At 71.5% G+C, this 26,004-nt stretch carries 23 protein-coding genes and 2 pseudogenes; 13 read left to right on the forward strand and 12 right to left on the reverse strand.

Annotated elements, in window-relative coordinates:
- Window positions 1–18: 18 nt before the first annotated feature.
- Window positions 19–951 carry a Ppx/GppA family phosphatase gene (locus tag ACZ3I3_RS36635; RefSeq protein WP_467372118.1) on the reverse strand — a complete coding sequence of 311 codons (933 nt, stop codon included), beginning with the start codon at window positions 949–951 and terminating at the stop codon, window positions 19–21.
- A gap of 71 nt (window positions 952–1,022) precedes the next feature.
- Here ACZ3I3_RS36635 and ACZ3I3_RS36640 point away from each other — a divergent pair, with 71 nt between their 5' ends.
- Window positions 1,023–1,838 carry a DUF3109 family protein gene (locus tag ACZ3I3_RS36640; RefSeq protein WP_467372119.1) on the forward strand — a complete coding sequence of 272 codons (816 nt, stop codon included), beginning with the start codon at window positions 1,023–1,025 and terminating at the stop codon, window positions 1,836–1,838.
- A 20-nt stretch (window positions 1,839–1,858) separates the two neighbouring features.
- Here ACZ3I3_RS36640 and ACZ3I3_RS36645 read toward each other — a convergent pair whose 3' ends face one another.
- Entirely contained in the window at window positions 1,859–3,580 is a 1,722-nt protein-coding gene (locus ACZ3I3_RS36645) for a BACON domain-containing protein (protein WP_467372120.1), read from the reverse strand.
- A 196-nt stretch (window positions 3,581–3,776) separates the two neighbouring features.
- Between ACZ3I3_RS36645 and radA the strand changes: the two genes are divergently transcribed.
- Window positions 3,777–5,186: a DNA repair protein RadA gene (radA, locus tag ACZ3I3_RS36650; RefSeq protein WP_467372121.1), complete on the forward strand. Its 1,410-nt coding sequence runs from the start codon at window positions 3,777–3,779 to the stop codon at window positions 5,184–5,186.
- An 80-nt stretch (window positions 5,187–5,266) separates the two neighbouring features.
- Entirely contained in the window at window positions 5,267–6,391 is a 1,125-nt protein-coding gene (disA, locus tag ACZ3I3_RS36655; protein ID WP_467372122.1) for a DNA integrity scanning diadenylate cyclase DisA, read from the forward strand.
- A gap of 122 nt (window positions 6,392–6,513) precedes the next feature.
- Here disA and ACZ3I3_RS36660 read toward each other — a convergent pair whose 3' ends face one another.
- The gene (locus ACZ3I3_RS36660) at window positions 6,514–7,383 is read right to left on the reverse strand and encodes a hypothetical protein (RefSeq protein ID WP_467372123.1); all 870 of its coding nucleotides are present in this window, start codon (window positions 7,381–7,383) and stop codon (window positions 6,514–6,516) included.
- A 175-nt stretch (window positions 7,384–7,558) separates the two neighbouring features.
- Here ACZ3I3_RS36660 and ACZ3I3_RS36665 point away from each other — a divergent pair, with 175 nt between their 5' ends.
- On the forward strand, window positions 7,559–8,200 hold the full coding sequence (locus ACZ3I3_RS36665) for a phosphatase PAP2 family protein (protein ID WP_467372124.1): 642 nt from the start codon (window positions 7,559–7,561) through the stop codon (window positions 8,198–8,200).
- An 80-nt stretch (window positions 8,201–8,280) separates the two neighbouring features.
- On the opposite strand, the gene ACZ3I3_RS36670 is transcribed toward ACZ3I3_RS36665, so the two are convergent.
- Together ACZ3I3_RS36670 and ACZ3I3_RS36675 are read right to left on the reverse strand one after the other, a co-directional pair.
- Window positions 8,281–8,937, reverse strand: coding sequence for a response regulator (locus ACZ3I3_RS36670; RefSeq protein ID WP_467372125.1), 657 nt, complete (start codon window positions 8,935–8,937; stop codon window positions 8,281–8,283).
- Complete coding sequence (locus tag ACZ3I3_RS36675; RefSeq protein WP_467372126.1) at window positions 8,934–10,517, reverse strand: sensor histidine kinase; 1,584 nt, start codon at window positions 10,515–10,517, stop codon at window positions 8,934–8,936. The genes ACZ3I3_RS36670 and ACZ3I3_RS36675 overlap by 4 nt, the downstream gene beginning before the upstream one ends.
- Before the next feature lie 141 nt (window positions 10,518–10,658).
- Here ACZ3I3_RS36675 and ACZ3I3_RS36680 point away from each other — a divergent pair, with 141 nt between their 5' ends.
- The 5 genes from ACZ3I3_RS36680 (at window position 10,659) to cseC (ending at window position 15,290) form a co-directional block, all read left to right on the forward strand.
- On the forward strand, window positions 10,659–11,630 hold the full coding sequence (locus tag ACZ3I3_RS36680; RefSeq protein WP_467372127.1) for an HhH-GPD family protein: 972 nt from the start codon (window positions 10,659–10,661) through the stop codon (window positions 11,628–11,630).
- A gap of 284 nt (window positions 11,631–11,914) precedes the next feature.
- A complete protein-coding gene (locus ACZ3I3_RS36685; RefSeq protein WP_010048809.1) occupies window positions 11,915–12,454 on the forward strand; it encodes a SigE family RNA polymerase sigma factor in 540 nt (179 codons plus the stop codon).
- Window positions 12,442–13,098, forward strand: a complete 657-nt coding sequence (locus ACZ3I3_RS36690; RefSeq protein WP_467372128.1) for a hypothetical protein — start codon at window positions 12,442–12,444, stop codon at window positions 13,096–13,098. The genes ACZ3I3_RS36685 and ACZ3I3_RS36690 overlap by 13 nt, the downstream gene beginning before the upstream one ends.
- Window positions 13,099–13,235: 137 nt before the next feature.
- A complete protein-coding gene (gene cseB / locus ACZ3I3_RS36695; RefSeq protein WP_356922584.1) occupies window positions 13,236–13,937 on the forward strand; it encodes a two-component system response regulator CseB in 702 nt (233 codons plus the stop codon).
- A 9-nt stretch (window positions 13,938–13,946) separates the two neighbouring features.
- Entirely contained in the window at window positions 13,947–15,290 is a 1,344-nt protein-coding gene (gene cseC, locus ACZ3I3_RS36700) for a two-component system sensor histidine kinase CseC (protein WP_467372129.1), read from the forward strand.
- A 22-nt stretch (window positions 15,291–15,312) separates the two neighbouring features.
- Here the strand turns inward: cseC and ACZ3I3_RS36705 are convergent, their stop codons facing one another.
- The 3 genes from ACZ3I3_RS36705 to ACZ3I3_RS36715 form a co-directional block, all read right to left on the reverse strand.
- The gene (locus tag ACZ3I3_RS36705) at window positions 15,313–15,759 is read right to left on the reverse strand and encodes a VOC family protein (protein ID WP_356922582.1); all 447 of its coding nucleotides are present in this window, start codon (window positions 15,757–15,759) and stop codon (window positions 15,313–15,315) included.
- Between the two features lie 63 nt (window positions 15,760–15,822).
- The gene (locus ACZ3I3_RS36710; RefSeq protein ID WP_356922617.1) at window positions 15,823–16,248 is read right to left on the reverse strand and encodes a helix-turn-helix transcriptional regulator; all 426 of its coding nucleotides are present in this window, start codon (window positions 16,246–16,248) and stop codon (window positions 15,823–15,825) included.
- A gap of 116 nt (window positions 16,249–16,364) precedes the next feature.
- Entirely contained in the window at window positions 16,365–17,954 is a 1,590-nt protein-coding gene (locus ACZ3I3_RS36715) for an MDR family MFS transporter (RefSeq protein WP_467372130.1), read from the reverse strand.
- 124 nt (window positions 17,955–18,078) lie between these two features.
- On the opposite strand from ACZ3I3_RS36715, the gene ACZ3I3_RS36720 reads away from it, so the two are divergent.
- Complete coding sequence (locus tag ACZ3I3_RS36720) at window positions 18,079–18,675, forward strand: TetR/AcrR family transcriptional regulator (protein WP_467372131.1); 597 nt, start codon at window positions 18,079–18,081, stop codon at window positions 18,673–18,675.
- Window positions 18,676–18,698: 23 nt separating this feature from the next.
- Here the strand turns inward: ACZ3I3_RS36720 and ACZ3I3_RS36725 are convergent, their stop codons facing one another.
- Window positions 18,699–19,427 carry a M23 family metallopeptidase gene (locus ACZ3I3_RS36725; RefSeq protein WP_467372132.1) on the reverse strand — a complete coding sequence of 243 codons (729 nt, stop codon included), beginning with the start codon at window positions 19,425–19,427 and terminating at the stop codon, window positions 18,699–18,701.
- Window positions 19,428–19,867: 440 nt separating this feature from the next.
- On the opposite strand from ACZ3I3_RS36725, the gene ACZ3I3_RS36730 reads away from it, so the two are divergent.
- Complete coding sequence (locus ACZ3I3_RS36730; protein WP_467372133.1) at window positions 19,868–20,500, forward strand: HAD family acid phosphatase; 633 nt, start codon at window positions 19,868–19,870, stop codon at window positions 20,498–20,500.
- Between the two features lie 93 nt (window positions 20,501–20,593).
- Here ACZ3I3_RS36730 and ACZ3I3_RS36735 read toward each other — a convergent pair whose 3' ends face one another.
- A complete protein-coding gene (locus tag ACZ3I3_RS36735) occupies window positions 20,594–23,119 on the reverse strand; it encodes an ATP-dependent Clp protease ATP-binding subunit (RefSeq protein ID WP_399415663.1) in 2,526 nt (841 codons plus the stop codon).
- Window positions 23,120–23,549: 430 nt separating this feature from the next.
- On the opposite strand from ACZ3I3_RS36735, the pseudogene ACZ3I3_RS36740 reads away from it, so the two are divergent.
- Both ACZ3I3_RS36740 and ACZ3I3_RS36745 read left to right on the forward strand, forming a co-directional pair.
- Window positions 23,550–23,999, forward strand: a pseudogene (locus tag ACZ3I3_RS36740) (SCO3374 family protein); the annotation flags it as partial.
- A 654-nt stretch (window positions 24,000–24,653) separates the two neighbouring features.
- Window positions 24,654–24,881, forward strand: a pseudogene (locus ACZ3I3_RS36745) (SCO3374 family protein); the annotation flags it as partial.
- A 9-nt stretch (window positions 24,882–24,890) separates the two neighbouring features.
- Here ACZ3I3_RS36745 and ACZ3I3_RS36750 read toward each other — a convergent pair.
- Window positions 24,891–25,226, reverse strand: a complete 336-nt coding sequence (locus ACZ3I3_RS36750; protein WP_010048839.1) for a histone-like nucleoid-structuring protein Lsr2 — start codon at window positions 25,224–25,226, stop codon at window positions 24,891–24,893.
- 238 nt (window positions 25,227–25,464) lie between these two features.
- On the reverse strand, window positions 25,465–25,998 hold the full coding sequence (locus ACZ3I3_RS36755; RefSeq protein WP_356922576.1) for an amino-acid N-acetyltransferase: 534 nt from the start codon (window positions 25,996–25,998) through the stop codon (window positions 25,465–25,467).
- Window positions 25,999–26,004 lie beyond the last annotated feature (6 nt).

Genomic DNA, 26,004 nt, shown 5'->3' on the forward strand with positions numbered 1-26,004 from the left:
CCCGCCCTCCCCGCGGGCTCACACCGACTCCATGTGGTCCAGGCGGCGCAGGATCACGCCCTCCCGCAGTGCCCACGGGCAGATTTCCAGGCGCTCCACGCCGAAGAGGTCCATCGCGGCCTCGGCCACCAGTGCACCGGCCAGCAGCTGGCCCGCCCTGCCTTCCGAGACGCCCGGGAGTTCGGCCCGTTCCGCCTCCGTCATGCCGGCCAGCCTCGGCACCCATTCCTCCAGGGACTTCCGCTTGAGTTCCCGCTGGACGTAGAGGCCCTCGGCGGAGCGGGCGGCTCCGGCGATGCGGGCGAGCTGCTTGAAGGTCTTGGAGGTGGCGACGACGCGGTCGGGCGGGCCGAAGCGGCTGAACTCGCCGACCGTGCGGGCGACCTCGGTCCGCACGTGCCGGCGCAGGGCCCGCACGTCGTCCGGGGCGGGCGGGTCGCCGGGCAGCCACCCGGCGGTGAGGCGGCCGGCGCCCAGCGGCAGGGACGCGGCCGTGTCGGGCTCCTCGTCGATGCCGTAGGCGATCTCCAGGGAGCCGCCGCCGATGTCCAGGACCAGCAGTTTCCCGGCCGACCAGCCGAACCAGCGGCGGGCGGCGAGGAACGTGAGGCGGGCCTCCTCCTCGCCGGTGAGGACCTGCAGCTCGACGCCGGTCTCGGTGCGCACGCGCGCGAGGACGTCGTCGGCGTTGCGGGCCTCGCGCACGGCGGAGGTGGCGAACGTCAGGAGGTCCTCGACGCCCTTGTCCTCGGCGGCCTGGAGTGCCTCGTGGACGACCGAGACCAGCCGGTCGACGCCCTCCGGGCCGATCGCGCCGTCGTCGTCGAGGAGCTGGGCGAGGCGCAGTTCCGCCTTGTGCGAGTGCGCGGGCAACGGGCGCGCGCCGGGGTGCGCGTCCACCACGAGCAGATGCACCGTGTTCGATCCCACGTCGAGGACACCGAGTCTCATGGACGGAACGCTACTGCCAGCCGTGCCGTCCGCCGTCCTCGGTGCGGGTACAAGGCCCGTACTCTGGACTCGTGCCAAAGACGAAAAAGGCGAAGCGCGACAAATCATCGGGCGTAGCGCGGCCCGACGAGAAGGGTCCCGACGAGAAGGGCCTCGACTTCGCCCGCGCGTGGGTGGAGTTTCCTGATCCGGCGGACGACGAGCAGGTCTTCCGCTGCGATCTGACATGGCTGACCTCTCGCTGGAACTGCATCTTCGGCAGCGGCTGCCAGGGCATCCAGGCCGGCCGCGCGGACGACGGGTGCTGCACGCTGGGTGCCCACTTCTCCGACGAGGACGACGAGAAGCGGGTCGCCGAGCATGTGGCGAGGCTCACCCCGGACATCTGGCAGCACCACGCCGAGGGCACGAGCAACGGCTGGATCTCCGAGGACGAGGACGGCGACCGGCAGACGCGCCCCTTCCAGGGCTCGTGCATCTTCCAGAACCGGCCCGGCTTCGAGGGCGGCGCGGGCTGCTCGCTGCACATCCTCGCCCTGAAGGAGGGCCGCGAGCCGCTGGAGACCAAGCCGGACGTGTGCTGGCAGCTGCCGGTGCGGCGGACCTACGAGTGGATCGACCGGCCCGACGACACGCGGGTGCTCCAGGTGTCGATCGGTGAGTACGACCGGCGCGGCTGGGGGCCGGGCGGCCACGACCTGCACTGGTGGTGCACCTCGGCGACCTCGGCGCACGGCGCGGGCGAGCCGGTGTACGTCTCCTACCGGCCGGAACTGATCGAGCTGATGGGCAAGGCCGGCTACGACCGGCTGGTGGAGCTGTGCGAGGAGCGGCTGGCCTCGCAGCTGCCGTTGCTGGCGCCGCATCCGGCCGATCCGGTCGACTGACCGTCTCCTGCGCTGACCGTCTATTGCGTGGACGGGCTCGGGTCGCCGCTGTCCGAGGACGGGGGCGTCGAGCCCGTCGGGTCCGTCGGCTCCGGGCCCGGGTTCGTGGGCGTGGGGTCCGGGTCGGGTGACGGGGGCGGGGTCGTCGGCGTCGGGTCCGGTGGGGTCGTGGGCGTCGGGTCGGGCCGGGTCGGGGGCGGGTCGCCCGGGTCGCTGGGGCGGGGATCGGGTCGCGGGCCGGGGTCGGAGGGGCTGGGCGCGGTGCCGAAGCCCCCGATGTGGACGACGGCGCCCACCGGGGCGACCGCCACCTGCGCGTGCCAGGGGCCGGAGGGCTCCCGCAGATGGTCGACGTACACCTTGATCGTCAACGACTCACCGGGCCCGAGCGTTCCCGACGACTGGCTCAGGTAGAGCCAGTCCGCTCCGGTGGACGCCGACCAGCGGACCGAGTCCGGGCCCGTGGCGGTGAGGGTGATGAGGGTGGTGTCGCCGCTGTGGTCCGCCGTGACGTCCAGGGCGCTCGTACGGCCGGCGCCGGCGACGCCGAGGACCTCCACGGAGACGTCGGCCTTGCCGTCCTTGCCGAAGCGGGGGCCGGGCCTGGTACTCGCGTTGCCGGTGTTCTCGTAGCCGCCGCCGGCCATCTCACCGTCCAGGGCGAACGGGTCGTCCGCCTCGCGTGCGGAGGCGGAGCGGCCGTCCTGGCCCTCGCCGACGGGGGTGCCCCGGTAGGCGGCCCACAGGGCGAGCACGGGGGCGGCCACCACGGTGGCGACGACGGTCGTCGTGACGGCACGCGCGCGCAGGCGGTCCCTTCGGGCGGCGCGGTCCTTGGGGTCCATGGGGAAGCCGCGCCGGTCGAAGCGGGGTCCGGCGCCACGCGCGCGTGCGTGGTGGGCCATGGCGACGTGCAGAGCCGCGCGCGGGGCGGACAGGACGGGCAGTTCGGCGGGTGTGACGCTGGTGCCGGGCCAGCGGCCGGGGATGGCGCGCTCGGCGGTGCGGCGGCAGCGCGGGCAGTCGTCGACGTGCCGGACGAGTTCGCGGCGCAGGACCGTGCCGAGGACGGGCCGGTCGTCGCCGACGAGGTGCGCGACGCTCGGACACGCCCCGGTCTCGACGACGGCGAGGGCCGCACGCGTGCGTTCCACCTCGCAGGCGGCGGAGGCGAGCAGGTCGCGGGCGGCGGCCAGGTCCATGCCCAGGACGGCGGCGACCTCGTGGGCGGCGAGGTGGTGGCGCACGGCCAGTTCGAGCGCCTCACGCTGCTCCGGGGTGGTGCCGGCGGCCTCCGGCCAGGCCAGCAGGGCCAGTTCGCGCCGCCGCCGCTCCTGGACCTCCTCCGAGACGGCCGGGCCGGACGGCCGGTCGGCGCGTTGGGGGCGGCCCGCGGCGTGGCTGCTCTGACGTTTCTGCTTGGCCTCGGCCAGCTTGCGCAGGCACGCCCAGCGGGCCAGCGCGTACAGCCACGCCCGGCGGTCGGCGGGGGCCTCGGGGACGTGCTTGCCGCGGCGCTCGGCGAGCGCGAGGGCGTCGCCCAGGGCGGCGGTCGCGGCGTCGTGGTCGCACAGCACGGACAGGCAGTAGGTGAACAGGCCGTCCAGGTAGGGCTCGTAGCGCGCGGGCGGCCGCTGCGCCAGCGTGCGCGCCGCCCCGCGGTCACGCGCTTCCCGGTGCGCCCGGTGCGGGCCGGCCGTGCGGGTGGAGCGGGTCGAGATCTCCGGAGTACTGCTCATCATTCGGCGACCGTAGGCGGCCGTGGGTGGCACCTTCCGGCGGCTTGAGCACATTTAATCCGTACGGGTGAAACGATCCCTCAATCGGGGACATGAACCAGTGGTTCCGCCGCTGGCGCGGGGTGGCGGGGCCCTGGCGCGCAGGTGACCGCGCCGGTCGGCCCCCGCGTTGTCAGTGCCTGCGGCTACGGTTTCGTCCATGGCTGCCCGTACGAAGACCACCAAGGACCGCCCGTCCTACCGCTGCACGGAGTGCGGCTGGCAGACGGCGAAGTGGCTCGGCCGCTGCCCCGAGTGCCAGGCCTGGGGGACGGTCGAGGAGTACGGCGCGCCCGCGGTCCGTACGACGACGCCGGGGCGGGTCACCACCTCCGCCGTGCCCATCGGCCAGGTGGACGGCCGCCAGGCCACCGCCCGCTCCACCGGCGTGCCCGAGCTGGACCGCGTGCTCGGCGGCGGACTCGTCCCCGGCGCGGTGGTCCTGGTCGCGGGCGAGCCGGGCGTCGGCAAGTCGACGCTCCTGCTGGACGTGGCGGCCAAGTCGGCGAGCGACGAGCACCGCACGCTGTACGTCACGGGCGAGGAGTCGGCGAGCCAGGTCCGGCTGCGCGCCGACCGCATCCACGCCATCGACGACCACCTGTACCTGGCCGCCGAGACGGACCTGGCGGCGGTGCTCGGCCACTTGGACGCGGTGAAGCCGTCGCTGCTGATCCTGGACTCGGTGCAGACGGTGGCCTCACCGGAGATCGACGGCGCGCCCGGCGGCATGGCCCAGGTGCGGGAGGTCGCGGGAGCCCTGATCCGGGCCTCCAAGGAGCGGGGCATGTCCACGCTGCTCGTGGGCCATGTCACCAAGGACGGCGCGATCGCGGGCCCGCGCCTGCTGGAGCACCTGGTGGACGTCGTCCTGAGCTTCGAGGGCGACCGGCACGCCCGCCTCCGCCTCGTCCGGGGCGTCAAGAACCGCTACGGCACCACCGACGAGGTGGGCTGCTTCGAGCTGCACGACGAGGGCATCACGGGCCTGGCCGACCCGAGCGGACTCTTCCTCACCCGTCGGGCCGAACCGGTCCCGGGCACCTGCCTGACCGTCACCCTGGAGGGCCGCCGCCCGCTGGTCGCCGAGGTCCAGGCGCTCACGGTCGACTCGCAGATCCCCTCCCCGCGCCGCACCACCTCGGGCCTGGAGACCTCCCGCGTCTCGATGATGCTCGCGGTGCTGGAACAGCGCGGCCGGATCAGCGCCTTGGGCAAGAGGGACATCTACTCCGCGACGGTCGGCGGTGTGAAGCTCTCGGAGCCCGCAGCGGACCTGGCCGTCGCTCTCGCCCTGGCCAGCGCGGCGAGTGACACACCTCTCCCCAAGAACCTCGTCGCGATCGGGGAGGTGGGCCTCGCCGGCGAGGTCAGACGGGTCACGGGCGTGCAGCGCAGGCTGGCCGAAGCCCACCGCCTGGGCTTCACGCACGCCCTCGTACCGGGTGACCCGGGCAAGATCCCCTCGGGCATGAAGGTTCTGGAAGTAGCGGACATAGGGGACGCCCTGCGGGTCCTCCCCCGGTCCCGTCGCAGAGAGGCCCCCCAGGACGAGGAGGGTCGCCGGTAGACTTTGCCCTGGTCTCGCCCGTCCGTGCGAACCGAGCGCGCAACACGGGGGCGCCCAGAACCTGCGACCGGAGGAGTGCAGTGGCAGCCAACGACCGGGCATCAGCTCCCGGAAAGTCCGGCGGGAGTGCCGGTACCGAGGGCCTGATGCGCGCCTCGCTGAGCGCCGTGGCACCCGGCACCGCCCTGCGCGACGGCCTGGAGCGCGTGCTCCGCGGCAACACCGGCGGACTCATCGTCCTCGGCTCCGACAAGACGGTCGAGGCGCTGTGCACCGGCGGTTTCGTGCTGGACGTCGAGTTCACCGCGACCCGTCTGCGCGAGCTGTGCAAGCTGGACGGCGGCATCGTGCTGTCCTCGGACCTGTCGAAGATCCTTCGCGCGGGCGTGCAGCTGGTCCCGGACCCGACGATCCCCACGGAGGAGACGGGCACCCGGCACCGCACCGCGGACCGCGTCAGCAAGCAGGTCGGCTTCCCGGTCGTCTCGGTCTCCCAGTCGATGCGGCTGATCGCCCTGTACGTGGACGGCCAGCGCCGCGTCCTGGAGGACTCGGCGGCGATCCTGTCCCGCGCCAACCAGGCCCTGGCGACCCTGGAGCGCTACAAGCTCCGCCTCGACGAGGTCGCGGGCACGCTGTCGGCGCTGGAGATCGAGGACCTGGTGACCGTCCGGGACGTCTCGGCGGTCGCCCAGCGCCTGGAGATGGTGCGCCGCATCGCCACGGAGATCGCCGAGTACGTGGTGGAGCTGGGCACGGACGGCCGGCTGCTGGCCCTCCAGCTCGACGAGCTGATCGCCGGCGTGGAGCCCGAGCGGGAGCTGGTCGTCCGGGACTACGTGCCCGAGCCCACCGCCAAGCGCTCCCGCACGGTCGACGAGGCGCTGTCCGAACTGGACGCCCTCACCCACGCCGAGCTGCTCGAACTGCCCACGGTGGCCCGCGCGTTGGGCTACACCGGCTCGCCCGAGACGCTGGACTCGGCGGTGTCGCCGCGCGGCTTCCGCCTGCTCGCCAAGGTGCCCCGGCTCCCCGGCGCGATCATCGACCGTCTGGTCGAGCACTTCGGCGGCCTCCAGAAGCTGCTCGCCGCGAGCGTCGACGACCTCCAGACAGTGGACGGCGTCGGCGAGGCCCGGGCGCGCAGCGTCCGGGAGGGCCTGTCGCGGCTGGCGGAGTCCTCGATCCTCGAGCGGTACGTCTAGCGGCTGCACGGCCGTACGGCCGTAACGGGCTGGAACGGCTGAGGGCGGTACCCGGTCAGGGGTACCGCCCTCAGGTGTCTCTGCTGCGGGATTCTCTGCCGCCGGGCCCAGGCCCTGCCGTCCTAGTCGGCCGACAGCACGAACGACGTCTGCACCTTCGCGAAGCCCGGAGCCTTGGCTTCCACCAGGTACGTGCCCGGCCCGGCCGAGCCCGCCGGAGGCGTGGCGCACTTGGGGACACTCGGCTTGCGGTCCCAGTTCACGGTGTAGGTGATGCCGCTGCCCGCGGGCACCCGGTACAGCTGGTGCGCGGCGGCCTTCGGGCAGTCCTCGGAGGACCAGTAGTCGTCGTCGGAGCTCGCCGGGGTGATCGTGAACACCGCGTTCTTCGGCCCGAGATCGATCTTGCAGTCGCTTCCGGAGATGTTCCGCGCGGTCAGCAGGAACGTGGGCTTCTGCTCGGGGTCGTAGGTGTTGTGCCGGCTGCGCAAGCTGAACTTGACCACGCTGGCGGTGCAGTTGGGCAGCGTGGAACCGGCCGGCAGGGTGTCGCCCACGCCGACGCCGCCCACCGCCGTACCGCCACCGGAACCGCCGGCACCGCCCGCACCTCCGGAGCCGCCCGCGCCGGAACCGCCGCCGGAGCCCGAGCCGGAACCGCCCCCGGAGCCGTCACCCGAGCCGTCGCCGGAACCGCCCCCGGACCCGGACCCGGACGACGAGCCGCCGGAGCCCTCGTCGGCCGACTCGTCGCGTCCGCCGGGCGCTTGGCTGATGGCCGGGCCCGAACTCGACGGGCCGGGCGTGATCGTGGAGGGCGAGGGATTCTTGCCGTTGGCGCCGTTGTCGCCGTCCTTGCCGCCTCCGCCGCCCATCGTCACGATCCAGGTGATCAGAAGCGCCAACAGGGCGACCACAGACACCAGTACGACCCTCCGACGCCAGTAGATGGAGGAGGGAAGCGGCCCGACCGGATTGCGCAGAGATCCCACGGCGCAAACCTTACGAGAGATCGGCGCGTTCGCCTGTCCCACCCGCCGCTCGGGGCCACAACTTTTCCGGATCATCATCTCGGAATCCCGGAGGCCACCCCTGTCTTTCGTCGGGTTCGGGACGCGACGATCGCTGGGTGTGACGGTACCGGCCTGCCGCCTACCGTCCGTGACCATGAACTTCGAGGACAGCGCGCTCTACCGCGACATCACCGACTTCGCCCATGACACCCCGATGTGGGTACAGCACGGGGCCGAGATATGGACGGAGGCCGGACTGCTGGTCTTCGTCGCGCTGTTCGCCACGGCCTGGTGGCGTGCCCGCCGCGGCACTCCCCACGCGTTCGCGGTCGCGGCCCTCGCACCCGTGGCCACGGCCGTGGCGTACGTGTGCAGTGAGGTGCTCAAGTCCGCGGTCACGGAGGAGCGTCCGTGCCGGGCGGTCGCCGGTGCGGCCGCGTCCCTCGCCGCGTGCCCACCGCACGGCGACTGGTCCTTCCCGTCCAACCACGCCACGATCGCGGGCGCGGCGGCGGTCGCCCTCGCGCTGGTCCGGCGCGCGCTCCTGTGCGTGACGGCCCCGCTCGCCCTGCTCATGGCCTTCTCCCGGGTCTTCGTCGGCGTGCACTATCCGCACGACGTCCTCGCCGGGTTGGTGCTGGGCGCGCTCGTGGCCCTCGTCGCCGTACGGCTGGGCAGGGGCCCGGCGACGCGGCTGGCCGGGGCGCTGCGCACCTCGTCGGCGCCGGCCGTGCGGTGGTTCACCGGGCCGGGCGCGGCGCCCGTCAGGTCGTACGGCTCGCACGCGCGGCGCTGAGGCGGTCGGCATGCGCATCGCCGGGCCGGAACGCGCCCCCGCCGCCGCGCCGCTCCGGCCGCCACGCGCCGCTCCGGTCGTCACGTCTCCACGAGCCCCGCCTCGTACGCCACGATCGCCGCCTGCACGCGGTTGCGCACGTCCAGCCGGTCCAGGACCGCGCTCACATACGCCTTCACCGTGCCCTCGACGAGGTGCAGCCGGGCGGCGATCTCCGGGTTGGACAGGCCCGCGCCGACCAGGCCGAGCACCTCGCGTTCGCGGGGGCTCAGCACGGCCACGCGCGCGCGTGCCTGTGCCTCACGGGTGAGCCGGCCGCCGCCGAGGCCCTCGTCGATGACGTACCGGGCCACCTTGGGTGAGAGGAACGCGGCCCCGGCGGCCACCGCCCGTACGCCCGCGATGAGTTCGTACGGGTCCCCGGACTTCAGCAGGAAGCCGGTGGCACCGCCGCCGAGGGCGCGGGTCACGTAGGCGCCCTCGGAGAAGGTGGTGAGCATCGCGACGGCCGTGCCGGGCACGGTCCGTACGATCTCCTCCGCCGCCGTGAGACCGTCCAGGCGGGGCATGCGGATGTCGAGCAGGGCCACGTCCGGGCGGTGGGCGCGGGCCAGCTCGACCGCCTCACGGCCGTCGCCCGCCTCGGCGACGACGTCCGTCACGCCGCTGCTGCCCAGGATGGCGCGTACCCCGGCCCGGACCATGGCCTCGTCGTCGGCCAGCAGGACACGGATCACTGTGAGAACTCCTCGTATTCCTCGCGGCCTTCGCCGGGCAGACCGATGCGCGGGACCACGTCCTTGGCGACCAGCCGGCCGGCGGCGAAGCACAGTCTGAAGTGGTCGACGGAGACGAACAGTTCGCCGCTCGCCCGGTAGTAGCGGCAGTCGGCTCCCCCGGGTGGGGCGGGGGCCCGGTCGTCGGGCGGGTCGTTCACGTCGCGCTCGGGCAGCAGGTGTTCGACCTCGGCCGCCGGGGTGCCCAGGCGCAGTTTCGCGTACGTGGCGGGTTCGAGCACCGAGTGCTTCTCCGCGTACGCGTACCAGCCGAACGCCACGCCGACCAGCACGACGCCCACGCCTGCCGCGGTGCCGAAGCCGGCGGCGACCCGGTGGCGGGCGTGCCGGAAGGGCGCGGGGTCCGGGGACTCGGCGGTGGCCTGCCGCTCGGGGGCGTCGGGCACGTACGCCGACACCCGGAACCCCTCCTCGTGCGGTCCGGCCTCGAACGTGCCGCCCACGGAGGTCACCGCGGCCCGCAGCCCGAGCAGGCCCGTACCGCCACCAGTGGAGTGGGAACTCTCCTGGGTGGGCGGTCCATTGGTGATGGTGACGGACACCCCCGCGGCCCGTCCCGTCAGTGCCACGGTCACGGGAGCGCCCGGTGCGTGCCGTGCCGCGTTGGTCAGCGCCTCCCGGACCACGCGGTGCAGCAGCCGTTCGGCGACCCCGCCGGGCTCGGCGGACGGGCCGCCGGGCCCGGCGGGCTCCCAGCGCACCGGCAGGCCCGACTCCGCGGCGCGGGCGACGAGTTGCTCCAGGGTCTCGCCCGCCGGGGCCAGCGGCGCGGGCTCGTCGTCGTCCTCGCGCAGGACGCCGATGATGCGGTGCAGTCGGTCCGTGGCGTCGGCGGCGGCCGCGCGCAGGTCGGCCGCCGCGCTCCGGTGCTCGGCGGCGAGCCCGGGGGCGACCTGGAGGGCGCCCGCGCGCAGGGCGATGAGGCTCAGCTCGTGGCCGAGGGAGTCGTGCATGTCCTGGGCGATCCGGGCCCGTTCGCGCAGCCGGGCGCGTTCCTCGGCGAAGCGGGCCTCGTCCTCCAGCCGGGCGGCGCGCAGCCAGCCCGCCGCGGCCAGCTCGCGGCTCTGCCGCCAGTAGCGACCACCGAGCCAGGGGAAGACGCAGCCGAAGAGCAGCGTGCCCGTCATGACGAGCCACTCGGGGGCCGGGTCGACTCCGACGAGCGCGATCCGGGCCGTGCCGGCGCAGCCGACGGCCGCGAAGCACAGCGCCGCGGGGCGTGCCCGGCCCGCCCGCAGCCCGAGCAGCAGCGCGAACACGCCGAGGGCGGGGCCGTAGGAGACGGTGAACATGGCCGGCGCCGCGGCGAGGCTCAGGGCGGCCACCAGTCCGAAGGCCGCGAGCGGCAGCCGCCGGGACAGGGCGGCGGCGACCGCCAGCACCGCCACACCGGCCGCCTGCTGCCAGGCCGGTCGCGGCTCGTTCAGCCCGAGCCGGTCCGCCGTGAGGGCGGGCAGGGCGAGGGCCGCCCAGAGCAGTGCCACCCTGCCGCCGAGCCGGGCGGGACGAGGTCGTTCCATTCGCCCGACGCTATAGGCGGTCGGCAGGGCGGCACTGCTGCCGATCGTCAGGTACGCCTGTCCCTCTTGACTGGTACGCCTGTCCCTCCTGGGTGGTGGTGTTCCCGGATCGCGGTCCCCGCGTGGCAGGATCGAATGGCCATGACTGCACCCGCGAAGCCCCCGCACACCAGCCCCGCCGGCCCCGCCTCCGGCCCGTCCTCAGGCTCGCCCTCCGGCTCGCCCTCCGGCTCGCCCTCCGGCGAGAGCCTGCACGCCCCCGTCATCGACTGGTTCGACGAGAACGCCCGTGACCTGCCGTGGCGGCGCCCCGAGGCCGGGGCGTGGGGGGTGATGGTCAGTGAGTTCATGCTCCAGCAGACGCCGGTGAACCGCGTCCTGCCCGTCTACGAGCAGTGGCTGGCCCGCTGGCCGCGCCCCGCCGACCTGGCCAAGGAGGCGCCGGGCGAGGCGGTCCGCGCCTGGGGCCGGCTCGGCTACCCGCGCCGCGCCCTCAGGTTGCACGGCGCCGCCGTCGCGATAACGGAACGGCACGGCGGTGACGTACCCGCCGACCACGCCCAGCTGCTGGCGCTGCCCGGCATCGGCGAGTACACGGCCGCCGCCGTCGCCTCCTTCGCCTACGGTCAACGGCACCCGGTGCTGGACACCAACGTGCGCCGGGTCTTCGCCCGCGCGGTCACCGGCGTGCAGTACCCGCCGAACGCCACCACCGCCGCCGAGCGCAAACTCGCCCGCGCGCTGCTGCCCGAGGACGAGCCGACCGCCGCCCGCTGGGCCGCCGCCTCCATGGAGCTGGGGGCGCTGGTGTGCACGGCGAAGAGCGAGTCGTGCCACCGCTGCCCGATCGCCGCGCAGTGCGCCTGGCGGCTGGCGGGCAAGCCGGAGCACGACGGGCCGCCGCGCCGGGGTCAGACGTACGCGGGCACCGACCGGCAGGTGCGCGGGCGGCTGCTCGCCGTGCTGCGCGAGGCCCACGGTCCGGTTCCGCAGGCGGCGCTGGACCGGGTGTGGCACGAGCCGGTGCAGCGGGCCCGCGCCCTGGACGGCCTCGTCGCCGACGGTCTGGTGGAGCCGCTGGCGGACGGGCTGTACCGGCTGCCGCTGACCTGACGTACAGACACATCACAGCCGCGAGTCGTCGCCTGTCACAGTCATCAGGGTGGACAAATCACCCCGAATCCGCCCCAACACCCCCGCCGCTCTTCCCCGTTCCCACGGCCGTTACACAACCGACGGACAGCCGAGTGCTAGCCGAAGGCTGCTTCGGACAGTGCCGTGACAACGCCTCCGTACCTTCAATTCCGTTCCCGGAAGACACGGGACGACCAAGGAACACAGGCAGTGCACGGACGGCGGGAAGCCGGCCGTAACGGGGAAACGGGAGGCGGTTCACCATGGCGCAGGGCGAGGTGCTCGAGTTCGAGGAGTACGTCCGCACGCGGCAGGACGCGCTGCTGCGCAGTGCCCGCCGCCTGGTGCCGGACCCGACGGACGCGCAGGACCTGCTGCAGACCGCGCTGGTCCGCACGTACGGCCGCTGGGAGACCATCGAGGACAAGCGGCTGGCGGACGCCTACCTGCGCCGGGTGATGATCAACACGCGCACGGAGTGGTGGCGGGCCCGCAAGCTGGAGGAGGTGCCGACCGAGCAGCTCCCGGACGCCTCGGTCGACGACTCCACCGAGCAGCACGCGGACCGCGCCCTGCTGATGGACGTCCTGAAGGTACTCGCCCCGAAGCAGCGCAGTGTCGTCGTCCTGCGACACTGGGAGCAGATGTCCACAGAGGAGACGGCCGCCGCCCTCGGCATGTCGGCCGGAACGGTCAAGAGCACGCTGCACCGGGCGCTCGCCCGGCTCCGCGAGGAGCTGGAGTCCCGCGACCTGGACGCACGCGCGCTGGAGCGTGAGGAGCGGGAGCGGTGCGCGGCCTGACCGGCGAGGGGTCTGCACGACCCCGGGCCAGCATCCAGGCGGTGAGTACGGCAATGGCCGTGCTCGCCGCCCTCGGCCTTTTCGTGTCCGCGTGCGGTGCGGGCGGCACCGGCGCCCGTGACGAGGGCCCGGCGCACTCCGACTCGGTGGCGGGCGCCGCCGCGGCCACACCGTCCGCCGCGCCGTCGAAGACGCCCGACGCGGTCGACGCGGTCCGGCTCGTCAAGGACGACCCGAAGGTCTCCCCCGAGGTCAAGCGCGCGCTGAAGCCGTGCGTCGCCGACGAGTACCCCGTCGACGTGTCCTACGGCAACCTCACCGGCGGATCGGGCGACGACGTCGTCGTCAACGTCCTGAGCTGCGGTGACGCTGTGGGTGTGGGCAGTTACGTGTACCGCGAGCAGGACGGCTCGTACGAGAATGTGTTCAAGGCCGAGGAGCCCCCGGTCTACGCGGAGATCGACCGCGGCGACCTGGTCGTGACCAAGCAGGTGTACGACAGGGGCGACCCGGTGTCGAGCCCCTCCGGGGAGAACGTGATCACATACAGCTGGACCTCCGGTCGGTTCGACGAGGAGTACCGCACGCACAACGACTACGGGAAGGTCGCCGGCGAAACCCCCACGCCGGAGCCCGCGAGCTGACGTGGGCGCAGCGCGTGTGAACCGATCGGGCCGCTCGGACCGATCCACCGGTGAACGCATCACCCTGATCGCGCGTCCCTCAGAGGGAACGCGGCAGAACGCACCCCACGAACCACACGAGGACTGAGAGCACCGGGATGGCAGACCAGACCCACGTCCTGTTCGTCGAGGACGACGACGTCATCCGTGAGGCCACGCAGCTCGCCCTGGAACGGGACGGCTTCGTGGTCACCGCCATGCCCGACGGACTGTCGGGCCTGGAGGCGTTCCGGGCGGACCGCCCGGACATCGCGCTGCTGGACGTCATGGTTCCCGGCCTCGACGGGGTCAGTCTGTGCCGCCGCATCCGGGACGAGTCGACCGTGCCGGTCATCATGCTGTCGGCGCGGGCCGACTCCATCGACGTCGTGCTGGGCCTGGAGGCGGGGGCCGACGACTATGTGACCAAGCCGTTCGACGGTGCCGTGCTGGTGGCCCGGATCCGCGCGGTGCTGCGCCGGTTCGGGCACGCGGGCGGCGGCCGGACGGAGGAGCCGGCCTCCCCGGCCGGCGGCGGGGTGCTGACGTTCGGGGACCTGGAGGTCGACACCGAGGGCATGGAGGTCCGCCGGGCCGGGCAGCCGGTGGCGCTGACGCCGACCGAGATGCGGCTGCTGCTGGAGTTCTCCACGACGCCGGGCACGGTGCTATCCCGCGACAAGCTGCTGGAGCGGGTGTGGGACTACGGCTGGGGCGGGGACACCCGCGTCGTCGATGTGCACGTGCAGCGGCTGCGGCAGAAGATCGGCCAGGACCGCATCGAGACGGTCCGCGGTTTTGGCTACAAGTTGAAGGCCTGAGCAGGGGTTATGAGGGGGCACTTCCGGCGCCTGGTCGCCACGGGCTTGGAGCGCGCGGGCATCCGCACGGGCCTCAGATGGAAGCTGAGCGCGGCCATCGCGCTGGTCGGGGCGCTGGTGGCGGTCGCGCTGAGCCTGGTCGTGCACAACGCCGCCCGGGTGTCGATGCTGGACAACGCGCGTGACCTGGCCGACGAGCGCATCTTGATCGCCCAGCGCAACTTCGAGCTGTCGGGGCGGATGAACTTCCCCAACGCCAAGATCGACGACCCGAACCTGCCGCCGGCGCTGCGGGACCGGGTGGAGGCGGGCCAGCGGGCGACGTACGTGGCGGACCGGCCCGGTGACGTGCCCGACATATGGGCCGCCGTGCCGCTGAAGAACGGGCATGTCATGTCCCTGCACTCCGGCTTCACCGACCGCAGCTCGGACATCCTCCAGGACCTCGACCAGGCCCTGCTCATCGGCTCCATCGCGGTCGTCCTCGGCGGCAGCGCGCTCGGCGTGCTCATCGGCGGGCACCTCTCGCGGCGGCTGCGCAAGGCGGCCGTCGCGGCCAGCCAGCTCGCGGGCGGCGAGACGGACGTGCGCGTGCGGGACGCCATGGGCGGGGTCGTCCGGGACGAGACCGACGACCTGGCGAGCGCGGTGGACGCCATGGCGGACACGCTGCGGCAGCGGATCGAGGCCGAGCGACGGGTCACCGCCGACATCGCGCACGAGCTGCGCACGCCGGTGACCGGGCTGCTGACCGCCGCCGAACTGCTGCCGCCCGGCCGCCCGACCGAGCTGGTGCTGGACCGGGCGAAGGCGATGCGCACGCTCGTGGAGGACGTACTGGAGGTGGCCCGGCTGGACGGGGCCTCCGAGCGGGCGGAGCTCCAGGACCTGATGCTGGGCGAGTTCGTCGCCCGGCGGGTGGCGGCGAAGGACCCGGACGTCGAGGTGCGGATCGTGCACGAGTCGGAGGTCACCACCGACCCGCGGCGCCTGGAGCGGGTGCTGTTCAACCTGCTGGCCAACGCGGCCCGGCACGGCAAGCCGCCCATCCAGGTCACTGTCGAGGGCCGGGTCATCCGCGTCCGCGACCACGGGCCCGGCTTCCCCGAGGACCTGCTCGCCGAGGGGCCGAGCCGCTTCCGCACCGGCAGCAAGGACCGGGCCGGGCACGGCCACGGCCTCGGCCTGACCATCGCGGCCGGGCAGGCCCGGGTGATGGGCGCCCGGCTGACCTTCCGGAACGTACGCACGCCGGGCGCGCCGGAGGGCGTACCGGCCGAGGGCGCGGTGGCGGTGCTGTGGCTGCCGGAGCACGCGCCGACGAACACGGGGAGTTATCCGATGCTGCCCTAGGGGGCTGTCCGGGGCAGCGTGGTCAGCAGGTCCAGTCCTGGTCGAGGTCGAGTCCGCCCTCCCGGGGCTGCGTGAAGGAGAACCAGTTGCCGGAGTCGTCGCGGAACAGCGCCTCCGTGCCGTACGGGCGCTCCTGCGGCTCCTGGAGGAACTCCACGCCCCGGTCCTTGAGCTTCTTGTAGTCGCCGTGGATGTCGTCGGTGGTCAGCACCCCGGCGCCGAGCGCGCCCTTCGACACCAGCTTCCGGAGCATCTCGGCGGACTCGGGGTCCATCCCGGCCCCGCCGGGCACCATCAGCGTGAACTCGACGTCGGGCTGGTTCGGCGAGCCGACGGTGAGCCAGCGCATGCCGCCCTCGCCCATGGTCATGTCCGTACGGACCTCCAGGCCCAGTTTCTCGGTGTAGAACTCCTTGGCCCGGTCCTGGTCGAGGACCCAGACGGTCGTGATGGCGAGACCCTTGATCATGGCGTGCTCCTGCTGGTCGGCGGCCGGTTCGTGCCTGTCCTGCCACGGTAGGCAGCGGGGGTGTCAGCCCGCTTCTCCGGAATTGCGCTGTTGCCCCGGGGTGGGCGCCGGCCGGAAGCCGCCGGCCCACAGCATGGCGTAGCAGCCCGGTATGAGTGCCGCTCCGCGGCCCACATGCTTCGTCCGGTACTCGCTGGGCGTCAGGCCGGTCCACGCCTTGAACCGGGCCGAGAACGTGCCGACACTGCTGAAGCCGACCAGGTGGCAGATCTCCGTCACCGAGAGGTTCGCCGTGCGCAGCAGGTCCTCGGCGCGTTCTATGCGGCGGTGCGTGAGGTACTGCCCGGGGGTCTCGCCGTACGCCTCCTTGAAGGCGCGGATGAAGTGATACCGCGAGTACCCGGCGTGGGCCGCCACGGCGCCCAGGTCCAGGTCCGGATCGGCCCAGTCCCGGTCCATGGCGTCCTTGGCGAGGCGCACCTGCCGCATCTTGTCCATGGATCCGATGGTGGCACGAGGGTCTGACAGCGAGGCCTGTGCGACCGACCGCATGACGAAGGCCCCCGGGGGTTCTCCCATCCCGGGGGCCTTCGTCGTGCGGTCGGTCAGACGGTCTCCGCCACGGGCGGCTGCGACGCCGGCGCGTCCGGCCCGTCGTCCGTCTTCGGGCCCGCCCCCTTGAGCGGGACCTCCTTGACGAACACGGCCGCCACCAGGGCGAACACCGCCACCACGGCTCCCAGCAGGAACGCCGAGTGCGTGCCGGCGGAGACCGCGTGCTGGTACGCCTCCCGGACCAGTACCGGAAGCTTCTCCAGGCCCTTGGCGTCGAGCTGCGCCGACTGCTCGGTGACCTTGGAGCCCAGCGCACCGCCGCGCTCGGCCATGACGTCCTGGACGCGGTTGTTGAACAGCGCGCCCATGATCGCGACGCCGAAGGAGGAGCCGAGGGTGCGGAAGAGGGTGGTGGACGAGGACGCGACGCCCATGTCCTTCATCTCCACGCTGTTCTGCGCGACCAGCATGGTGATCTGCATCAGGCAGCCCATGCCGAAGCCGACCACGGCCATGAAGACGCCGGACGTGAACCGCGAGGTCCCCGTGTCCATCGTGGACAGCAGGTACAGACCGACGGTCATCAGGACGCTGCCGACGATCGGGAACACCTTGTACCGGCCGGTGTTCGTGGTGACCCGGCCGGCGACCATCGAGGTCACCAGCATCGCGCCGAGCATCGGCAGGAGCAGCAGCCCGGAGTTCGTCGCGGAGGCGCCCTGCACGGACTGCTGGTACAGCGGCAGGAACAGCGTCGCCCCGAACATCACGAACCCGGTGATGAAGCCGATGATCGACATCAGCGTGAAGTTGCGGCTGCGGAAGATGTGCAGCGGCACCACCGGCTCGGCCGCCCTGGTCTGCCAGAACACGAACCCGACGAGCGCGGCGACACCGATGCCGATCAGCTCCATGATCCGCGCGGAGCTCCAGGCGTACTCCGTGCCGCCCCAGGTGGTGACGAGGACGATCGCGGTGATGCCGACGGTCAGCAGGGCGGCGCCCAGGTAGTCGATCCGCGCCTCGGAACGCTTCTTCGGCAGGTGCAGCACCACGCTGATGGCGGCCAGCGCGACCACGCCGAGCGGCAGGTTGATGTAGAAAGCCCAGCGCCAGCCCCAGTGGTCGGTGATCGTGCCGCCGACCAGCGGGCCGCCGATCATCGCCAGCGCCATGACGCCGGCCATCATGCCCTGGTACTTGCCGCGTTCCCGGGGCGGGATCAGGTCTCCGATGATCGCCATGACGCCGACCATAAGACCGCCGGCGCCGAGGCCCTGGACGGCACGGAAGCCGATCAGCTCGCCCATGTTCTGGGCCATGCCGCTGAGCGCGGAGCCGATCAGGAACAGGACGATCGACGTCATGAACGTGCCCTTGCGGCCGTACATGTCGCCGAGCTTGCCCCACAGGGGCGTGGAGGCCGCGGTCGCGAGCGTGTAGGCGGTGACCACCCACGAGAGGTGCTCGAGCCCGCCCAGCTCACCGACGATCGTCGGCATCGCCGTACCGATGATCATGTTGTCGAGCATCGCGAGCATCATCGCGATCATCAGTGCGAGCAGGACGACCCGCACGCTCCTCGGCTGTTTCCCCCCGGTGTCGGCGCCGACCGCCGGTGTGTCCGTCGTGTCCGCCATTGCTTTCCCACTCCCCCAGCTACCGCTACTTACTTGCCGACCGGCTAGTGACTACACTCGGAAGCTAGCCGCGGAACTAGCCGGGCGTCAAGTAAGTTTTATGGAAAGGGAGCGGCGTAGGAGGATGGGCGGCACCATGGACGGCACCAGGCAGCGGCGCCGCGGGGACACCCGCCAGCGCATCCAGGACGTGGCCCTCGAACTCTTCGCGGAGCAGGGCTACGAGAAGACCTCCCTGCGCGAGATCGCGGAACGCCTGGAGGTCACCAAGGCGGCGCTCTACTACCACTTCAAGACGAAGGAAGAGATCCTCGTCAGCATCTTCGAGGACCTCACGAAGCCGATCGAGGAACTGATCGAGTGGGGGCGGCAGCAGCCGCACACGCTCGACACCAAGCAGGAGATCATCCGCCGTTACGCGCAGACCCTGGCCGGCGCCACGCCGCTGTTCCGCTTTATGCACGACAACCAGGCGACGGTGCGGGAACTGCGGATCGGCGACTCCTTCAAGGAGCGCATCCGCGCCCTGCGCGACATCATCATCGACCCGGACGCCGACATGGTCGACCAGGTGCGCTGCGTCAGCGCGATCTTCACGCTGCACGCCGGGATGTTCCTGCTCCAGGACCTGGAAGGCGACCCCGAGGACAAGAACAAAGCCGTCCTCGAGGTCGCCACGGACCTGGTGACCCAGGCCCACGAGGGCACTCGGGGCTCCTAGCGGACCCGGGCCGCCTGCGGTCGTCAGACCTTGACGCCCTTGGTGCGCAGGAACTTCACCGGGTCGACCGCCGAGCCGTAGTTCGGGGTCGTACGGATCTCGAAGTGCAGGTGCGGACCGCTGGAGTTGCCGGTGTTGCCGGACCGGGCGATCTCCTGGCCGGTCTTGACGACCTGGCCGATCCTCACCTTGACCGTCGACAGGTGGGCGTACTGCGAGTACGTGCCGTTGCCGTGCTTGATCACGACGGCGTTGCCGTACGCGGGACCGTCACCGGCGCCATTGCCGCCGGCCTTGACGACGGTGCCACCGTGGGCGGCGACGACCTGGGTGCCGCTCGGCACGGCGAAGTCCTGCCCGCTGTGGGTGGACTGCCACATGCCGCCGTTCTGGGCGAAGCTCGCGGAGAGCTTGTACTTCTTCACCGGGTCGACCCAGGACGGCGTGGCCTTCTTGGCGGCCTTCTGCACGGCGGCCTTCTTGGCGGCGGCCGCCTTCTTCGCGGCGGCCTGCTTCGCGGCGGCGGCCTGGGCTGCCTTCTCGGCCTTCACGGCCGCGGCCTTGGCGGCCTTGGCCTGGGCGGCGGCCTGCGCCTGCACGGCACCGGCGGCACCGGACGCGGCCGTGGTGTCGGCGGCGGACGCGACCCCTGCTCCCAGTGCGACCGAGACACCGAGGCCGGCGGCCAGCACGGTCGCACGGGTGCGGAGCTGGGACGTACGGGAAGAACGGGACGTGACGCGCTGGGACATCGAAACCTCATGGGGAAGGGGACGGTGAAAACCACCCGGCGCACAGTCGCTCGCCGAATGGCCATCCCTTGGTAACCCGAAGTCCGACAAACTCCCAAAAGCGTGATCTACGGCCTAAGTTAGTAACTTCGTCCAGTGTTCTACGTCTCTTGACATGACGCTCATTCGGGACGAATCAGGGCACTACGCCGCACTTCCGCGCGCTTCATGGGCCAAGAATCCCTTTCCTCTGGATCCGTTCAGCACTATTCCGCCTAGTAACGGACATATCGCCTGTGCGGCATGTCACCGGGGAGCCTCTTCGGCCATTCCGGAAATGTGGCGCACGCCTCTATGCACCTACCGTCCGGTAACCCTACGGTTCCCCTCGCGCCACCCTCGCCTACGAACATGCACACGACATGTTGGCAGCGTCACGGACGTGAGAGGACCCCCACGACATGCAGACCCGCCGCCCCTGGTTGCGCCGCGCATCAGTGACCGCAGTCTCGGCAGCCGCCCTCGTGGCGATGGCCGCACCGGCCGACGCCGCGGCCCCCGCAGGTGCCGCCACCGCGGTCACCACGGCCGCCGCCGCAGACGTCGACTACACGACCTGGCAGAAGGACTGCCAGGCGGTGATGGACCAGGCTCTGCCCTATCTGAAGCAGCGGATCGCGGCCGCCAAGCCGGGCGAGAAGCAGGCGATCGTCTTCGACATCGACAACACCACGCTGGAGACCGACTTCGGCTTCAGCTACCCGCAGCCGGCCAACAAGCCGGTCCTGGAGGCCGCGAGATACGCCCAGGAGCGCGGTGTCGCCCTGTTCTTCGTGACCGCCCGGCCGGGCATCATCTACTCGTTCACCGAGTACAACCTCAAGCAGACCGGCTACCAGGTCTCCGGCCTCTACGTCCGGAACTTCATCGACCTCTTCAAGAACGTCGCCGAGTACAAGACGGCCCAGCGTGTCGACGTCGAGAAGAAGGGCTACACGATCATCGCGAACATCGGCAACAGCGCCACCGACCTCTCCGGCGGCCACGCCGAGAAGACGTTCAAGCTGCCCGACTACGACGGGCAGCTGTCGTAGGGCGTCGCGGGGCAGCGGAGCTCGTCCGCCCTCGGGGCATGGAAAAGGGGCCGGTGCTTTTCAGCACCGGCCCCTCTCACTCGACCGTGACGCTTACACGTCCTTGCTCAGGTTCGGTCCGGTGCCACCGGCCGCCTGCTCGATCGGCGGGACGTCCGGCAGGGCCGACTTCTCCTCACCCCGGAAGGTGAAGGTCTTGGTCTCGCCCTCGCCCTCGGTGTCCACGACCACGATGTGACCGGGGCGCAGCTCGCCGAAGAGGATCTTCTCCGACAGGCTGTCCTCGATCTCGCGCTGGATCGTCCGGCGCAGCGGCCGGGCGCCCATCACGGGGTCGTAGCCCTTCTTGGCGAGGAGCTCCTTGGCGGACTGGGCGAGCTCGATGCCCATGTCCCGGTCCTTCAGGCGCTCGTCCACCTTGGTGATCATCAGGTCGACGATCCGCAGGATGTCGTCCTGGGTCAGCTGCGGGAACACGACCACGTCGTCGACGCGGTTGAGGAACTCGGGCCGGAAGTGCTGCTTGAGCTCGTCCGAGACCTTGTTCTTCATGCGCTCGTAGTTGGTCTTCGTGTCACCCGAGGCCGCGAAGCCCAGGTTGAAGCCCTTGGAGATGTCCCGGGTGCCGAGGTTGGTCGTCATGATGATGACCGTGTTCTTGAAGTCCACGACCCGGCCCTGGGAGTCGGTCAGGCGACCGTCCTCCAGGATCTGCAGCAGCGAGTTGAAGATGTCCGGGTGGGCCTTCTCGACCTCGTCGAAGAGGACGACCGAGAACGGCTTGCGGCGGACCTTCTCCGTCAGCTGGCCGCCCTCCTCGTAGCCCACGTAACCGGGGGGCGAACCGAAGAGACGCGACACCGTGTGCTTCTCGCTGAACTCCGACATGTCGAGGGAGATCAGCGCGTCCTCGTCACCGAAGAGGAACTCGGCGAGCGCCTTGGACAGCTCCGTCTTACCGACACCGGACGGGCCGGCGAAGATGAACGAGCCACCGGGACGCTTCGGGTCCTTCAGACCGGCACGCGTACGGCGGATCGCCTTCGACAGCGCCTTGACGGCGTCGTTCTGGCCGATGACCCGCTTGTGGAGCTCGTCCTCCATGCGCAGCAGGCGGGAGGACTCCTCCTCGGTCAGCTTGAAGACCGGGATGCCCGTGGCCGTGGCGAGGACCTCGGCGATCAGCTCGCCGTCGACCTCGGCGACGACGTCCATGTCGCCGGCCTTCCACTCCTTCTCCCGCTTGGCCTTGGCGGCCAGGAGCTGCTTCTCCTTGTCGCGGAGGGAGGCGGCCTTCTCGAAGTCCTGCGAGTCGATCGCGGACTCCTTGTCGCGGCGGACACCGGCGATCTTCTCGTCGAACTCGCGCAGGTCCGGCGGCGCGGTCATCCGGCGGATGCGCATCCTCGATCCGGCCTCGTCGATCAGGTCGATCGCCTTGTCCGGCAGGAAGCGGTCCGAGATGTACCGGTCGGCCAGGGTGGCGGCCTGGACCAGCGCCTCGTCCGTGATGGAGACGCGGTGGTGCGCCTCGTAGCGGTCACGCAGACCCTTGAGGATCTCGATCGTGTGCGGCAGGGACGGCTCAGCGACCTGGATGGGCTGGAAGCGGCGCTCGAGGGCCGCGTCCTTCTCCAGGTGCTTGCGGTACTCGTCCAGCGTGGTCGCACCGATGGTCTGCAGCTCACCGCGGGCCAGCATCGGCTTCAGGATCGAAGCCGCGTCGATGGCGCCCTCGGCGGCACCCGCACCGACCAGCGTGTGCAGCTCGTCGATGAACAGGATGATGTCGCCGCGGGTGCGGATCTCCTTGAGGACCTTCTTCAGGCGCTCCTCGAAGTCACCGCGGTAGCGGGAGCCGGCGACCAGCGCGCCGAGGTCCAGGGTGTAGAGGTGCTTGTCCTTGAGGGTCTCGGGCACCTCGCCCTTGACGATGGCCTGGGCGAGGCCCTCGACGACGGCGGTCTTGCCGACGCCGGGCTCACCGATCAGGACCGGGTTGTTCTTCGTACGGCGGGACAGCACCTGCATGACCCGCTCGATCTCCTTCTCGCGCCCGATGACCGGGTCGAGCTTGGACTCACGAGCGGCCTGGGTGAGGTTCCGGCCGAACTGGTCGAGGACCAGGGACGTGGAGGGCGTGCCCTCGGCAGGACCGCCGGCGGTGGCGGTCTCCTTGCCCTGGTAACCGGAGAGCAGCTGGATCACCTGCTGCCGCACGCGGTTCAGATCTGCGCCCAGCTTGACCAGGACCTGGGCGGCGACGCCCTCGCCCTCGCGGATCAGGCCGAGCAGGATGTGCTCCGTGCCGATGTAGTTGTGGCCCAGCTGAAGGGCCTCGCGGAGCGACAGCTCCAGGACCTTCTTGGCACGGGGGGTGAAGGGGATGTGACCCGACGGGGCCTGCTGGCCCTGCCCGATGATCTCCTCCACCTGCTGGCGGACCGCCTCGAGCGAAATCCCGAGGCTCTCAAGGGCCTTGGCGGCGACACCTTCACCCTCGTGGATCAGGCCCAGGAGGATGTGTTCAGTGCCGATGTAGTTGTGGTTGAGCATCCGGGCTTCTTCCTGAGCCAGGACGACAACCCGCCGCGCGCGGTCGGTGAACCTCTCGAACATCGTTAATCGCTCCTCAGAGCGGTCAGGCAGTGGGGGGAACTTCCCCTCCCTGTCCTTCCGCAGCTTAGTCCCGCAAGCGGGGACCGCTCATTCCAACTGCCGACACCGTCCTTGGCCTCCTGACCCCGAACGCCGACATCTGCTCCAACCCGATGGTGCGAGACGATGTTCCCGCAGGCCAGGCAGTTACCCCCTTCGTCAGTACGCCCATGGCGAACGTGAGACAGCCTTTCCTGCGTGTCGCCCCCTCCCACTAGGGATGTCTTACCCGCACGGACCCGAAGTCCATGCCGAGCGCCCCCCTTCCCTCCGCTACGGGCGAACAACCTTGCGCCTCCCCGCACCCCCCACACGCCCCCATTTGGCCACTATGTGCACTCGTGACGCCACCCAGCGTAACCCGCACGTCCTTCCGGCTGTTGCACTTGGCATGTTCGGCGCCCCTCGCTCCGCCCCACTCCCCCGTCGGCCGCTCGACGCGAGCTGTCGGGTCCGGCGGTGGTACGAGAACGAACTGGGATGGCCGACGGTGCCCGGCGATCCTCTGCGGCTGGTGGTGGGGGTGCGCTACGACGTCCTGGACGTGCCGGCCGAGGCGGGCCACGCGGCCCTGCGGCGCCTGCCTCCGGGCGCTCCGGTGGCCCTGCTCGGCGACCGGATGCGATTCCTGGTGGCGGCGGGCACGGCGGAGGAACTGCCCGGGCTGCTGGAGTGGCTGGAGTGGGGAACACTGCCGCTCGACCTGGCGGCGATCGGAACGGGCACGATGGAGGCGCCGCGGCCGCCGTGGCTGGATCCGCCGCCGGCGTGCGACAGGGGCGCGCGGCTGCGCCTGGGGCCAGCGGGCGGCGAGGTGCCGCCGCAGGGGGCGGACCCGTGGTTCTTACGTGGGGCGGGTGGCTCGGGGGCGGGCGAGGGGGACGGGGTGTTGCCCTGCGAGACGGATGCGCTGAGGCTCCGCGAGGTGGGCGGTCCACTGCGGCGCGAGCGCGGCAGGCCGCCGCCCTACGAGACCGATTCGCTGCCCCACCCCGAAGCGGGCGACTCCCTGCAACGCGAGAACGGCACGCCGCTGCCCAACGAGACCGATTCGCTGCCCCACCCCGAGGCGGGCGATCCCCTGCGGCGCGAGAACGGCACGCCGCTGCCCAACGAGACCGATTCGCTGCCCCACCCCGAGGCGGGCGATCCCCTGCGGCGCGAGAACGGCACGCCGCTGCCCAACGAGACCGATTCGCTGCCCCACCCCGAGGCGGGCGATCCCCTGCGGCGCGAGCGCAGCAGGTCGCTGCCCCACGAGGCGGGCGGGGGGCCGCCCTGCGGCACAGGTACGCCGTGCTTCCGCGAAGCGGGCGGCTCGATGGCGCGCGAGGCGGGTGGGGCGGTGCCTGACGGGAGGGGCGGGGGGCTGCCCTGTGAGGGCGGTGCGGCGTTCACCGCGTCGAGGACCGCGTGGGACCGCCAGGGGGCCGCGCCGTCGGCTCACGAGGCGGACGGCGCGTTGTCCCCCGAGTCCGGCTTCTGTCGTGGCCGGCCGCTTCCCCTGGGCCGGTTCGGTTCCCAGGGGGCCGCCATGTGGCTGCGGCCCCCCGAGCCGGGATGCGAGGTCGAGGCCTCGCTGCCGACGCTGTCGGCGTTGGGGGGCGGTGGAGACGCCCCCGATCTCGTACGGCTGGTGAACACCGTGGCCACACAGTGCCACCGGGTCCGGCTGCGGCGCGCGTCTGCCCAGCCGTCGGTCTCGCGCGCGCAGGGCCGGTAGTACCGCTGTTCAGCCGTTGGCCTTCTCGTAGGCCTCGCGGATGGTCGCCGGAACACGGCCGCGGTCGTTGACCTCGTAGCCGTTCTCCTTCGCCCAGGCGCGGATGGCCGCGGTGTCCTGGCTGCCGCTCGAAGCCGCACGCGCCTTTCCGCGCCCGCCCGAGGCACGGCCTCCGGTACGACGACCGCCCTTCACGTAAGGCTCGAGAAGGCCGCGGAGCTTGTCCGCATTAGCGGTGGTGAGATCGATCTCGTACGTCTTGCCGTCCAGCGCGAACGTGACGGTCTCGTCCGCCTCGCCGCCGTCGAGGTCGTCGACAAGAAGGACCTGAACCTTCTGTGCCACCGGATTTCCTTTCATCGATATCTTCAGGGCCGGGGTGTGCCGGCGTCCGCCGTATCACCGTCCCCTGTTATATGCAGTACTGCAGTACCTCGGAAAGCAAACCGCTTTTGCCGGAAAAACACAAACCCTCGGCAGAGACCGGCAGCCCCGCCCCCGTCCGAAAACGTGCGCGTTTCGGACATAGGGCACCCGCCTCTTGCGACCGGCTTGCAACTGGCTTGTGTGTCCGCCCTGGTGATCACAGATGCAGAAGCATCCGGCTGTTGCCCAAGGTGTTCGGTTTCACTCGTTCGAGTCCGAGGAACTCCGCGACACCCTCGTCATAGGAACGCAGCAGCTCCGCGTAGACATCCGTGTCGACGGGCGTCTCGCCGATCTCCACGAAGCCGTGCTTGGCGAAGAAGTCCACTTCGAAGGTCAGACAGAAAACACGGCGAACGCCGAGCCAGCGGGCGGTGTGGAGCAACTTCTCCAGCAACTGGTGTCCGACGCCCGCGCCCTTCAGGCCGGGCTTCACGGCGAGAGTGCGGACTTCGGCGAGGTCTTCCCACATCACGTGCAGCGCGCCGCAGCCGACGACCTCGGCGTTGTCGTCCCGTTCCGCGACCCAGAACTCCTGGATGTCCTCGTAAAGCGTCACCGTCGCTTTGTCGAGCAGGATGCCGCCGCGGACGTAGGCGTCGAGGAGGCGGCGCACGGCCGGAACATCGCTGGTACGTGCCCGGCGGACGGTGATGGCTTTTGCGGGGGCTTCAGAGCTCTTCGCGGACATGACGGG

The sequence above is a fragment of the Streptomyces sp. NPDC016851 genome (genome assembly GCF_055562795.1).